Annotated in this window: 9 protein-coding genes, 1 tRNA gene and 1 pseudogene; 6 read left to right on the top strand and 5 right to left on the bottom strand. The window is 69.4% G+C overall.

Annotated features, from left to right (window positions below):
• The first annotated feature begins 7 nt into the window (after positions 1–7).
• The 3 genes from ATK36_RS07720 (at position 8) to ATK36_RS07710 (ending at position 1,090) form a co-directional block, all read left to right on the top strand.
• A complete protein-coding gene (locus tag ATK36_RS07720; RefSeq protein WP_098510642.1) occupies positions 8–439 on the top strand; it encodes a DUF3052 domain-containing protein in 432 nt (143 codons plus the stop codon).
• 76 nt (positions 440–515) lie between these two features.
• Positions 516–977, top strand: coding sequence for a peroxiredoxin (locus ATK36_RS07715; protein ID WP_098510641.1), 462 nt, complete (start codon positions 516–518; stop codon positions 975–977).
• Between the two features lie 38 nt (positions 978–1,015).
• A tRNA-Val gene (locus tag ATK36_RS07710) sits at positions 1,016–1,090 on the top strand.
• 869 nt (positions 1,091–1,959) lie between these two features.
• On the opposite strand, the gene ATK36_RS07705 is transcribed toward ATK36_RS07710, so the two are convergent.
• Positions 1,960–3,147 carry an aminotransferase class V-fold PLP-dependent enzyme gene (locus ATK36_RS07705; RefSeq protein ID WP_098510640.1) on the bottom strand — a complete coding sequence of 396 codons (1,188 nt, stop codon included), beginning with the start codon at positions 3,145–3,147 and terminating at the stop codon, positions 1,960–1,962.
• A 45-nt stretch (positions 3,148–3,192) separates the two neighbouring features.
• On the opposite strand from ATK36_RS07705, the gene ATK36_RS07700 reads away from it, so the two are divergent.
• Positions 3,193–3,816 (top strand): GntR family transcriptional regulator, encoded by a 624-nt coding sequence (locus tag ATK36_RS07700; RefSeq protein ID WP_098510639.1) that lies wholly within the window; start codon positions 3,193–3,195, stop codon positions 3,814–3,816.
• A 5-nt stretch (positions 3,817–3,821) separates the two neighbouring features.
• Positions 3,822–4,577, top strand: a complete 756-nt coding sequence (locus ATK36_RS07695; RefSeq protein WP_098510638.1) for a metallophosphoesterase — start codon at positions 3,822–3,824, stop codon at positions 4,575–4,577.
• On the opposite strand, the gene ATK36_RS07690 is transcribed toward ATK36_RS07695, so the two are convergent.
• The 4 genes and pseudogenes from ATK36_RS07690 to ATK36_RS07680 all read right to left on the bottom strand — a co-directional run bounded on the left by ATK36_RS07690 (position 4,567) and on the right by ATK36_RS07680 (position 8,287).
• Complete coding sequence (locus tag ATK36_RS07690; RefSeq protein WP_386999102.1) at positions 4,567–6,204, bottom strand: CocE/NonD family hydrolase; 1,638 nt, start codon at positions 6,202–6,204, stop codon at positions 4,567–4,569. The genes ATK36_RS07695 and ATK36_RS07690 overlap by 11 nt on opposite strands.
• 287 nt (positions 6,205–6,491) lie before the next feature.
• The gene (locus tag ATK36_RS07685) at positions 6,492–7,466 is read right to left on the bottom strand and encodes an asparaginase (protein WP_098510637.1); all 975 of its coding nucleotides are present in this window, start codon (positions 7,464–7,466) and stop codon (positions 6,492–6,494) included.
• Positions 7,463–7,612, bottom strand: a complete 150-nt coding sequence (locus tag ATK36_RS32075; protein ID WP_170069655.1) for a hypothetical protein — start codon at positions 7,610–7,612, stop codon at positions 7,463–7,465. The genes ATK36_RS07685 and ATK36_RS32075 overlap by 4 nt, the downstream gene beginning before the upstream one ends.
• Positions 7,609–8,287: pseudogene (locus ATK36_RS07680) on the bottom strand (FadR/GntR family transcriptional regulator). Before ATK36_RS07680 ends, ATK36_RS32075 begins: the two are co-directional and overlap by 4 nt.
• A gap of 308 nt (positions 8,288–8,595) precedes the next feature.
• On the opposite strand from ATK36_RS07680, the gene dnaE reads away from it, so the two are divergent.
• The gene (gene dnaE / locus ATK36_RS07675) at positions 8,596–12,183 is read left to right on the top strand and encodes a DNA polymerase III subunit alpha (RefSeq protein WP_098510636.1); all 3,588 of its coding nucleotides are present in this window, start codon (positions 8,596–8,598) and stop codon (positions 12,181–12,183) included.
• The last annotated feature ends 321 nt before the right edge of the window (positions 12,184–12,504 follow it).

Here is a 12,504-nt window from a genome sequence, read left to right as displayed (position 1 = left end):
GGAAGCAGTGGTCGCCGCGGGAGACGCAGGCAACACCAGCGTCGCCGAGAGGCTTGGCATCAAGCCGGACATGGTGGTCCAGGAGATCGGCTGGGACGAGGACGTCGACGACGACATCCGCGCGGCGATCGAGGAGACGATCGGAGCGGAGCTCCTCGACGAGGACGCCGACGAGGTCATCGACGTGGTCCTGCTCTGGTGGCGCGACGGGGACGGTGATCTGGGCGATGCCCTGGTCGACGCCCGAGGTCCGCTGGACGAGAACGGGGTGATCTGGGTGCTGACGCCCAAGACCGGCCAGCCCGGGCACGTCGAGCCGAGTGAGATCGCCGAGGCGGTCCCCCAGGTGGGGCTCGCCCAGACCGCCAACATCAGCGTGGGGGATTGGCTCGGCAGCAGGCTGGTGTCGCCGAAGTCCTCGAAGGCCAAGCAGCGCTGAGCGCCTGCCCTGCCGCCCGCCGCGCACGATAGGGTGGCCGGGCAGGCACGTTCGCGCTCGGAGAGGAATCGCCGGTATGACCGTCGAGGTCGGTTCGCAGGCCCCGGACTTCACGCTCAACGACTACCACAAGCAGCCGGTCACCCTGTCGCAGTTCCAGGGCGACAAGCCGGTGCTGCTGGTGTTCTTCCCGTTCGCGTTCAGCGGGATCTGCACCGGTGAGCTGTGCCAGTTGCGTGACGAGTTCAGCGACTATGACACCAAGGGTGTGCAGGTGCTCGGCGTCTCGTGCGACGCCGGGTTCTCCCTCAAGGTGTGGGCCGAGCAGGAGAACTACCAGTTCCCGCTGCTCTCGGACTTCTGGCCGCACGGCGAGGTGGCGCGGAAGTACGGCGTGTTCAACGATCAGGCGGGCCTGGCCGTGCGTGGCACCTTCCTGATCGACACCACCGGTGTCGTCCGCTTCGCCGAGGTCAACCAGCCGGGCGAGGCCCGCGACCAGGCGGCGTGGAAGAAGGCCGTGGCCGCACTGGCCTGAGGACCTCCCGGCCGGGCCTCGCGGGGACCGGCCGGACCGGGCGCATAGCTCAGCGGGAGAGCACTCGGTTTACACCCGAGCGGTCGCAGGTTCGATCCCTGCTGCGCCCACCAGGATGAACCTCCCAGACGGTGAACAGGCCAAGGGCGGGGTCGTCGTGGCGACCTCGGCGGAGGCTGCGCCCACCAGGATGAACCCCCATACGGTGAAGTGCTCGCCGGATGGGGGTTCGTTCAGGGTGTCGGCAAAGTCGGCGTGAGGGGCCCTTCGCCGACCGTGGAGGTCCGTGAAGGGGCCCTTCACGGACTCTGAGTCTGTGAAGGGCCCCTTCACGGACCTTGGTCCGGCACACCGCGAGGTGGTCGCGTATCTCGAACACCTCCGCTTCGCCCAACTGCCGGGCGCAATCGATCGAGAGGGCAGGTGTCGGCGATGATGACGCGGCAGCCACGGCTCTCTCTGCTGATCACGGGTCCTCGACCGACTTTGCCGGGACCCTGGGGGTTCGTTTGTGGACCTGCCGCTTGTGGACCCTGCCTCGCCGGTCCGTCGTGACCGGCCGGGTGAATGTGGGCGAGCGCCCTGCGGCGCGAGGCCGGGTCGCGTGGTGCTGATCCGCGGCGAGCGAACCACCTGCGCGCCGGCCGGGCCTGCCCCCTCGGCAAGCCCGGCCGGCGCACCCCCAGGTGCGGGTGATCATGATCAAGAGGTGCCCGGATCGGCCGTGGATACATCGCGGAGTGCGGCAAACGGGTGATCTCCGGATCGGCCGAGCCGCCGGAAACTCCGTGTCCCGGCCCCGGGAACCTCGGGATACCCGAAAGGCCTCCCGGAGCGGCGTCCCCCACGCCGGCCCGGGAGGCCAGTCGCTTCCTGCCCGCCGGGCCTGCCCCCTCGACAGGCCCGGCCGCAGCATTCCACGGGAGTACGCGGTACAGGAGGGGGCGGCGGCCGCCGCAGATACTGCGTCGATCGGGTGACGTCAGCGGGCGAGAGCCGCGACCTCCGTAATCAGCCGGTCGATCTCGTCGGTGGAGTTGTAGTAGTGCACCGAGGCACGGACGAGGCTCGGCAGGTGCCGGGCCGTGAAGTCGAACTGGGCGGAGGTCGCGTTCGAGACGCTCGTGTTGATGCCCGCCTTGGCCAGCCGGTGCTTGACCGCCGAGGACGCCATGCCGGACAGGCTGAAGGTCACCAGTCCACATTGGCGCGTACCGGTGTCGTGGACGGTGACCCCGTCGAGTTCGCCGAGTCGTCCCCGCATGGTCGCGGCAAGGGCGGCGACGCGGCGTTCGATTGCGGGCAGGCCCCAGTCGAGCGCGTAGTCCACTGCGGCGCCGAGGCCGAGTACGGCGGCGAAATCGCGTTCCCACACCTCGAAGCGTTTGGCGGTCGGGTCGACTACGTACTCGGTGGGTGAAGTCCAGGTAGCCGAATGCAGGTCGAGCGTCGCTGGCTCCAGCCGGTCGCGCAGCCGCGGGTGCACGTACAGGAATCCGGTGCCGCGCGGGCCGCGAAGGTACTTGCGGCCGGTGGCGCTCAGCGCGTCGCAGCCGAGCCGGGTCACGTCGAGGTCGAGCTGCCCGGCGGACTGGCATGCGTCGAGCAGGAACGGGATGTCCGCTTCTCGGGCCACGGCCCCGATCTCCTCGGCCGGGTTCACCAGCCCGCCCTGCGTCGGCACGTGGCTCACCGCGATCAGCTTCACCCGCGAGTCCACCCGGCGACGGAGATCGGCCACGTCCAGCTGGCCGGTCTCGTCGTCGTCCACCACTTCCACGACGGCGCCGGTCCGGCGGGCGACCTGCAGGTAGGCGATGGCGTTGCTGGCGTACTCGGCCCGGGAGGTGAGGATCCGGTCGCCCGCGCCGAACGACAGCGCGTAGAACACCGCCTGCCACGAGCGGGTCGCGTTGTCGGTCAGCGCGATGTCCTCCGGCGCGGCGTTGAGCAGCCGGGCGACCGACGCGTAGACGGCCTCGATCCGATCGGCCGCGGCGGCTTCGGCTTCGTAACCCCCGCGTAGTGCCTCATCCCGCAGATAGTCCACGACCGTGTCGGTGACCTGTGCCGGCGGGAGGGCGGAACCGGCGTTGTTGAAGTGTGCGACACCGGCGCAGCCGGGGGTGTCGGCTCGGGCACGGGCGACGTCGAACGGAGGGAGGGTCATGCGAACTGAATACAGTACGGCGTTACTGCATGCAATACTGGGCGCATGACGAAACGTCCGCTGCGGGGCGATCTGCTCGCCGAGATCACCGCCCGGGTGCTCGACGGCCGGCTCGCCGACGGCGCCCGGATCAACGAGGTGCATCTCGCCCGCGAGCTGGGGGTCAGCCGCACCCCGCTGCGGGAGGCGCTGATCGGGCTCGCCGACCGCGGGCTGCTGGTGGCCGCGCCGGGCCGGGGTTTCCTGGTCGCGCCGCTCGACCCGGCGGAGGCGCGCCGGCTGTACCCGCTGATCGCGGAGCTGGAAGCACTCGCGCTGCGCTGGAGCCCGCCGCTCGAACTGGCCACGGTGGCCGACGCACTGGACCGGCTGGCCGAGGAGATGGCCGAGGCGGGCACCGGACCGGAACTGTCCGAAATGGACAATCGATGGCACGCGCTGCTGCTGTCCCGCTGCGGGAACCCGCACCTGCTGCGCTTGATCGAGCAGACGAAACCGCTGCTGAAGCGCTACGAGTCGCGGTACCTCAGCGGGCCTTCGCGGGCCGCGGAAAGCATCGGCGAGCACCGGCGGATCGCCGAGGCATTGCGGGCGGGCGACCTGCCCACGGCGTCCGCGCTGCTCGTGCGGAACTGGGTGAAAGCCCTGGCGCTGCTGGAAAGGAGCTGACCGCAATGCGGATGTTCGCGCATCTGTCCGACCTCCACCTCGACGGTGGGGAACGCGCCGACGCTCGCGCGGCCGCCGTGTTCGGGTACCTGCGCGAGATCCCGCTGACTGCGGTGCTCGTCACCGGCGACCTCGCCGACCACGGGCTGCCCGCGGAATACCGGCGCGCGGCGGAGCTGATGCAGCACACGGCGCCGGTGGTGGCCTGTCCGGGAAATCACGACGCGCGCGGCCCGTTTCGCGAGGCCCTGCTCGGCGGGCACGCCGGGGACGAGCCGGTGAACACGGCGATCGAGGCAGGCGGCGTACTGATCGCCGCCTGCGACTCGACCATCCCCGGTCAGGGTGCCGGATACCTCGCCGACGAAACGTTGAGCTGGCTCGACGCCGTGCTCTCCGGCCACGACGGACCGGCAATGGTCGCTTGCCACCATCCGCCGGTGGAAGTGGGTGTGCCGCCGGTCGACCGGATCCGTCAGACCGGCGAGGACAGGCTCGCCGAGGTGCTGCGACGGCATCCCACGGTGACCGCGCTGTTGTGCGGGCACGTGCACACCGGCGCCGCCACGACCTTCGCCGGAATCCCGCTCCGGATCGCCCCCGGCGTGGTCTCCGGTTCGTTGCTGCCGGGCGAACCCGGCTCCGATCGTGACTGGGCCGAGGGCGGCCCGGTGACTTTCGGCCGGCCACCGGAACTGCTGCTGCACGTACTGCACGACGACGGGCGGCTCACCACCCATCAGCGATCGGTCACGGGGTGAAGATCGGCAGCACCACCTGTGAGGGCCGGGTTTCGTCGTGGAACACCTCAAACCGGTTCGGCTTGCCCGCGACGGCCGAAGTGACCGGCTCGCCGGTGCCGTGGTTGCGGGCGAACCGCGGGAACGCGCCGCCGGCCACCTGCACGCGCAGCCGGTGGCCGCGGCGGAAGCGATACGCGGTCGGGTCCAGTTCCACCTCGACGCGGACGATGCCGTCCTCATCGGCTGCCGGCACGCCCGGCCGCAGCCGCAGGATCCCGTCGGTGACGTTGCGCGAGACCCCGGCGGTGTCGACGTCGCACAGCCGCACGTACACGTCGGCGTCGCCGAGTTCGGTGCGTACGTGGACGGTCGCCGACACGTCGCCGATCACGTCGAGCTCCGCGGCCAGCGGCTCGCCGGTGAACACCAGCACGTCGTCCCGGGCTTCGACCGCGGAATTGTCCTTCTGCTTGGTCTCGCCGGTCAGCAGCGGGCCACCGACCGCCGGGGTCGGGTCCGCCGGGTCGTAGGTGAACGGGGTCGGCGCGGCTGTCCCGGTCACCGCCTCGCCCAGCCCGCCGACCGGACGCAGGTGCATCGGTGTCGCGGTGGCCGGCGGCGGCCAGTGGTCGAAGTCGAGCCAGGAACCGGCCTGCTGCAGGAAGATCCGCACGGGTGCGCGGTGCAATTCGGTGTGGTTGCCGCTGAACTGCGCGGTGAGGAACGAGATCTGGTCCTGCATCAGCGCCCGGATCCCGCCCAGGTCGCTGTGCGCCCACGGGCCGACGGTGATCCGCGGGCCGCGCCCGGCGTCCTGCAGGAGCCGGAAGTCCAGCAGCTGCCGCCGGATGAACAGGTCGTACCAGCCGGTGCTCATGGTGACCGGCACGGTCAGCCCGGCGACCTGGTCGGTGTGATCGCAGATCGCCCAGTAGTCGTCACCAGGTTCCGCATGCGCGGCCACGTCCTGCAGGAACTGCACCTGGCGGCCGACCGAGGCCACGTCCGCGCCGCTCATCGGCAGATGCGCCATCGCCTGCCGGGTGCGGCGTTGCTGCCGCGGGTTCGGCAGCCCGGCGAACCGCTCCTCCTGCCGGGCGATGGTCGCGGTCCAGGAGACCAGGTTGTCCGTGGCGAACCCGCCGCCCGGGTAGAACATGGTCGCGAACTCCGAGCTGGTGACGGCGAGGCACATGGCCTCCAGCGGCGGGTCCAGGTAGGGGCCGATCGCCCACTGCGTATGCCCGAGGTAGCTCGGCCCCGCCGTGCCCAGCCTGCCGTCGCACCACGGCTGCGCGCGCAGCCATTCGGCCGTGGCGAGGCCGTCCTCCCGCTCCGTGTGGAACGGCCGGAACTCGCCTTCGGAACCGAAGGTGCCGCGGACGCTCTGCACCACCACCTGGAGGCCGTGCCGGGCGAAGGTCTCGCCGAGCAGTTTGCCGATGGGCATGCCGCGGCCGTAGGGCGTGCGGATCAGGACCACCGGCCCGGATCGCATCCCGGCCGGGACGTAGCGGTCGGCGATCAGGTGCACGCCGTCCGGCATCGGGATGCGCAGCCCCTTGACGACCTCCGGCGCCGGTCCTTCGGCCAGCGGCAGGCCGAGAAAACGGTCGGTGACCCGGGCGATGATTCGATTCAGCACACGCCAGCCTTTCCTTCCACGGATCTTTCCGAAGCTACCCCTCCACGGCGGACGGGGTGGCGAGCCCGGTGATCAGCAGAGCGAGCCGTGGCTGCCGCGTCATCGACGGCGCCTGCCCTCTCGATCGATCACGCCCGGCAGCAGGCGAAGCGGAGGTGTTCGAGACGCTCGACCACCTCGCGCTGTGCGCCGGACCAAGGTCTGTGAAGGGGCCCTTCACAGACTCAGAGTCCGTGAAGGGCCCCTTCACGGACCTTCACGGACCTCCGCGGTCGGCGCAGGGCCCCTCACACCGACTTTGCCGACAGCCTGGCGGGCGGGGTGGCGAGCCCGGTGATCACTGGCAAGCAGGGATCCCGGTACGGCGCGAGCACTTCTTCACGGACGCCTGCGTGCGTCAGCGCGGCGGCCAGCACGGCCTTACGGGCACGGTCGCCGCCGTCGGCGATCTTCACCGCGATCGACGTGCCGTCGGGCAGCGCGGCCAGCTGGACGGCTTCGAAACCGTCCTTCGCGATCAGTCCCGGCACTGCCCGCATCAAGCCGGTGACGTCGCGGCGGGTACCGGCGACCAGCTCGGGCCGCTGCCGGATCGCTTCCGCGACAAGCCTTTCGGGGCTGTCCGCCGGGGCGGTGGCGATCCGCGCCGCCGCTCTGGCCAAGCCGCGCAGTGACACCGCGAACAGCGGCGCGCCGCACCCGTCCACGGCGACTCGCGCCACGGCGTCCCCGGTGAGGTCTTCGACGGTCTCGCGGATCGCCTGCTGCAGCGGATGTCCGGGGTCGAGGTAACCCGCGAGGTCCCAGCCCCGTTCCCGGCAGGTCGCGAGCATCGCCGCGTGCTTGCCGGAGCAGTTGTGCGCGAGCCGCGAAGGCTTGCGGTCCGCGGCCACCCAGGCGTCCCGTTCGACCGGGTCGAACGGGAGATCGGCCGGGTTGCCCAGCGCGTCCTCGTCCAGTCCGTGGCCGGCCAGCGTCTCCGCAGCCGCGGCAAGATGCATCGGCTCGCCGGAGTGGCTGGCCGCGGCGATGGCGAACCCGGACGCGCCGAGCCTCAGCCCCAGCCGGGCCATCGCGGTCGCCTGCAACGGTTTCGCGGTGGAACGCGGGTACATCGCGACGTCCGGATCGCCTGCCTCGAACATCGTCGAACCGTCCGGGGCCAGTACCACCACCGAACCGTGGTGCACGCCTTCGACCATGCCGTCGCGCAGCAGGTGGACCAACGGCACGTGGCGCGGGGCAAGCTGGGCCGGCGTCACGACTCAGCCCGCTCGAACGCGCTCAGGTCGATCCGCTTACGCACGAAGAACCAGCCGGCGGCGCCCTTCTCGCCGATGAACTCGTGCGTGTCGGCCGTCCCTCCCGCTTCGTCGGTACTGATGGAGGGCAGGGTTTGTTCGGTCACGCGGTCGGTCTCGTTTCTGCGTCGGTCTCGCGGGCGGGCCGCACGATCGTGATCAACGTCTGCTCGACATGGTTGAGGTGTGCCGTCATCTCCGCCACCGCAGTGGATTCGGCACGCTCGGTGATCGCGGCGACGATCCGCCGGTGCTCGGCGTTCGAAGCCGCCCGCCGGTCGCCGAGCCGGTTCAGGAACGCCGACTGCCGGGCCAGCGCGTCGCGGATCTCTTCGATCACCTTCGCGAACACCGGGTTGCCGGAGGCCCGCGCGATCGCGACGTGGAACCGCGAATCCAGCGCCACCCACGCGGTTTCGTCGGTCTCGGCGTCCATCCGGTCGGCCAGCCCGGTCAGGCGCGCCAGCTCCTCATCGCTGCGCCGGCGCGCGGCGTACCCGCAGACCGGGACCTCGACGTGGCGGCGCACCTCAAGCAGGTGCTGCGCCGAATAGCCCCCCGAACGTGGGGTTCTCCGGCGGGCCGCTCGCGGTGACGAAGGTGCCTCGCCCGGTCCGCGAGACGGTCAGCCCGAGCGCCTGCAGCCCGCGTAGCGCCTCCCGTACGACCGAGCGGCTGACCTGGTACTCCCGGCTCAGCTGGGCTTCGGACGGCAGCCGGTCGCCGACCGCGAGGTCGCCGCGCTCGATGACCTCGCGCAGGTGGGTCAGCACCGCCTCCATGGCGCTGATGCGTCGCGGGAGTGGTCCGGCCATCCGGCTGTCGGACAGGTTCACCCCGCGATCGTGCGGTCCCCGTCCGGCCGGAGTCAAGCGCCGTGTCCTTCCCCACACGTCCCGCCCCGCGCCCAGGATTTTCGCCGCGCGGCACGGCGGGGCGCCTCGCCGTGCCGCGCCGCGCGAGGGAGGATGCGAGGACGGCGACCGGGCTGCCGCATGCGAGGCGCACACGTGCGGGACGTAGGGTGGCAGCCCCGGGCCGCGCCGCCGCAGGAGCCTGGATTCCGTCCGCTTAGGGGAGGTTTTCGCCGGTGTCGAACGATTCTTTCGTCCACTTGCACGTGCACACCGAGTATTCGATGTTGGATGGTGCGGCGAAGATCGGGGCGCTCTTCGGGGAGGCGTCCCGGTTGGGGATGTCGGCGGTGGGGATGACCGATCACGGGAACATGTATGGGTCGGACGAGTTTTATCAGACGGCGCAGAAGCATGGCGTGAAGCCGATTATCGGTATCGAGGCGTATGTGGCGCCGGAGAGCCGGTTTCACAAGAAGCCGGTGTTCTGGGGGCAGGCGAGCCAGCGGGGGTCGGACGAGTTCGGCGAGGGTGGTGACGTCTCCGGTGGCGGCGCGTATACGCACATGACGATGCTGGCGGAGAACGCGACGGGGCTGCGGAATCTGTTCAAGCTGTCGTCGCTGGCGTCGACGCAGGGGTACTACCGGAAGCCGCGGATGGATCGCGAGCTGATCGCGGAGAACGCGGCGGGGATCATCGCGACGACGGGGTGTCCTTCGGGTGAGGTGCAGACGCGGTTGCGGCTGGGGCAGCGGGAGGCCGCGATTCAGGCGGCGTCGGATTACAAGGATATTTTCGGGGCGGACAATTTCTTTCTGGAGTTGATGGATCACGGGCTGCCGATCGAGCGGTCGGTGCGGGAGGGGTTGCTGGAGGTCGGGCGGTTGCTGGATTTGCGGCCGTTGGCGACGAATGATTCGCATTATGTGACGAAGGATCAGGCGGATACGCATTCGGCGTTGTTGTGTGTGCAGGCGGGGAAGACGCTGAATGATCCGACGCGGTTCAAGTTCGACGGGGACGGGTATTTCCTGAAGTCGGCGGAGGAGATGCGGGCGTATTGGGACACGGAGGTCCCGGGCGCGGCGGATTCGACGTTGCTGATCGCGGAGCGGGTGCAGTCGTACGGGGAGGTGTACGCGCACAAGGACCGGATGCCGGTGTTCGACGTGCCGGACGGGCACGACGAGGCCTCCTGGCTGCGCCACCAGGTCGCCGAGGGCCTGAAGTGGCGGTTCCCCGAGGGCGTCCCGGACGGCTACGAGGACCGGTGCGACTACGAACTCGGCGTGATCGAGCAGAAGGGCTTCCCGGCCTACTTCCTGATCGTGGCCGACCTCATCCAGCACGCCCGTGAGGTCGGCATCCTGGTCGGTCCCGGCCGGGGGTCGGCGGCCGGCGCGCTGGTCGCGTTCGCGCTGGGCATCACGAACCTCGACCCGATTCCGCAGAAGCTGCTGTTCGAGCGGTTCCTGAACCCGGAACGGATGTCCATGCCCGACATCGACATCGACTTCGACGACCGCCGGCGTGGCGAGATGATCCGGTACGCCACGGAGAAGTACGGCGCGGACCGGGTCGCTCAGGTGATCACCTTCGGCACGATCAAGACCAAGGCGGCGATCAAGGACTCCGCCCGGGTCCACTTCGGCCAGCCCGGCTACTCGATCGCGGACAAGATCTCCAAAGCACTCCCGCCGCCGATCATGGCCAAGGACATCCCGCTCTCGGGCATCGTCGACTCGAAGCACGAGCGCTACGCCGAGGCCGCCGAGGTCCGCACGCTGGTGGAGACCGACGAAGAGTGCAAGACGATCTTCGACACCGCCCGTGGCCTGGAAGGCCTGATCCGCAACGCCGGCGTGCACGCCTGCGCGGTGATCATGTCCAGCGAGCCGCTCACCGACGCGATCCCGGTGTGGCAGCGTGACGACGGGTCGATCATCACCGGCTGGGACTACCCGTCGTGCGAGAACATCGGCCTGCTGAAGATGGACTTCCTGGGCCTGCGCAACCTGACCGTGATCGGCGACGCGCTGGCCAACATCAAGGCCAACCGCGGTGAGGAGATCGACCTCGACCGCCTCGGCTTCGATGATCCCGAGGCGTACCGGCTGCTCGGCCGGGGGGACACGCTCGGCGTGTTCCAGCTCGACGGTGGCGCCATGCGCGATCTGCTGCGCCGGATGCAGCCCACCGGGTTCGAGGACATCGTCGCGGTGCTCGCGCTGTACCGGCCCGGCCCGATGGGCATGAACGCGCACAACGACTATGCCGACCGGAAGAACAACCGGCAGGAGGTCAAGCCGATCCACCCGCAGCTGGAGGAGCCGCTGCGGGAGATCCTGGCCGAGACCTACGGCTTGATCGTGTACCAAGAGCAGATCATGCAGATCGCGCAGAAGGTCGCGGACTACACGATGGGCCGAGCGGACACGCTGCGGCGCGCGATGGGCAAGAAGAAGAAGGAAGTCCTGGAGAAGGAGTACGAGGGCTTCGAGGAGGGGATGCGGGCCAGCGCGCTGGTGTCCGGCGGGTTCTCCTCCGAGGCGGTCAAGGCGCTGTGGGACACGATTCTGCCGTTCGCCGGGTACGCGTTCAACAAGTCGCACGCAGCCGCGTACGGCCTGATCGCGTACTGGACCGCGTATCTGAAGGCGAACTACACGCCGGAGTACATGGCGGCGTTGCTGACGTCGGTGGGGGACAACAAGGACAAGTCGGCGATCTATCTGTCGGAGTGCCGCCGGCTGGGAATCCGCGTGCTGCCGCCGGACGTGAACGAGTCCGCGCTGCGGTTCGCGGCAGTCGGGAACGACATCCGGTTCGGGCTGGGCGCGGTGCGCAACGTCGGGGCGAACGTCGTGGAGTCGGTGATCGCCACGCGGGAGGAGAAGGGGAAGTACTCCTCGTTCATCGACTTCCTGGACAAGTCGGAGCTGGTGGCGTGTAACAAGCGCGTGCTGGAGTCGCTGATCAAGGCCGGCGCGTTCGATTCGATGGGGTACACGCGGCTGTCGATTGTGCAGGTGCACGAAGACGCGGTGGAAGCGGTGGTGCCGCTGAAGCGGCAGGAGGCGATGGGGCAGTTCGATCTCTTCGGCTCCTTCGGCGCCGAAGAGGGTGCGGGGGAGGCCGCGCCGTCGGCGTCTCCGCTGGCGCATCTGAAGTTCGGTGAGGAGGAGTATCCGCGGAAGCAGTTGCTGGCGTATGAGCGGGAGATGCTGGGGCTGTATGTGTCGGCGCATCCGCTGGACGGGGCGGAGCGGATTCTGCGCAAGCATGCGCCGCGGTCGATCGCGGCGTTGCTGGCGGATCCGCCCCGGGAGGGCGAGATCGTGATCTCGGGGTTGCTGACGTCGCTGGAGCGGCGGGTGAACAAGAACGGGGAGCCGTGGGCGATCTGCACGGTGGAGGACATGGATGCGGCGTTGGAGGTGCTGTTCTTCGCGAAGGCGTATTCGATGTTCGCGGCGGATCTGGTGGAGGACAACGCGGTGCTGGTCAAAGGCCGGGTGAACTGGCGTGAGGACAAGATGTCGGTGTTCGGGGGCGGGCTGGTGCCGCTGGACCTGTCCGCTGTCGGCAGCGGCGGCGAGGAACCCCCGCTCGTGCTGCTGGCCGCGGCGGAGAAAATCGACCAATCCGTGGTCAGCGAGCTGAAGTCCACGCTGCTCGCCCACAAGGGCGAGACCCCGGTGCACCTCAAGCTCGTCGGCAAGAACCAGACCGTCTTCGCGCTCTACGACTACCCGGTGAAGGTCAGCTCGATGCTTATCGGCGAGTTGAAGGGCATCCGCGGGATCACCGCGAACAGCTGAGGTCACGGCCCTGGGCGCCAGGTGAGTCGATCACTCTCACCGAGCACTATCGGTGAACTACTTTCCGCCACCAGGTGATGCTCCATCCGAGTGATAGGCCGTAACCAGCCCTGGCGCTACTCAGAGCAACCGAGTACACCTTATGGGGCCTTCAGAACGACACTTTCGCTACCTACAGTGGCAATTCGATCGGTCGACCGGGGATGGGTCGACCGGCCGGGAAGGCCGAGGAGTCCGTAACAACGGGGAGTGGACACCCGAGGTCACCTCCCGGGCAGAGATCGTCGGCGTCCGCGGGGGACCGTACGGCGACCGCCGGGA

Origin of the sequence: Amycolatopsis sulphurea (genome assembly GCF_002564045.1) — a bacterium.
GTDB lineage: Bacteria > Actinomycetota > Actinomycetes > Mycobacteriales > Pseudonocardiaceae > Amycolatopsis > Amycolatopsis sulphurea.
The sequence above is the reverse complement of the archived record's forward strand: the minus strand, read 5'-3'. Positions and strand labels throughout refer to the sequence as shown.

Coding starts and splice junctions, on each gene's coding strand:
- ATK36_RS07715 (WP_098510641.1), top strand. CDS start 516: ATGACCGTCGAGGTCGGTTCGCAGGCCCCGGACTTCACGCTCAACGAC.
- ATK36_RS07705 (WP_098510640.1), bottom strand. CDS start 3,147: ATGACCCTCCCTCCGTTCGACGTCGCCCGTGCCCGAGCCGACACCCCC.
- ATK36_RS07700 (WP_098510639.1), top strand. CDS start 3,193: ATGACGAAACGTCCGCTGCGGGGCGATCTGCTCGCCGAGATCACCGCC.
- ATK36_RS07695 (WP_098510638.1), top strand. CDS start 3,822: ATGCGGATGTTCGCGCATCTGTCCGACCTCCACCTCGACGGTGGGGAA.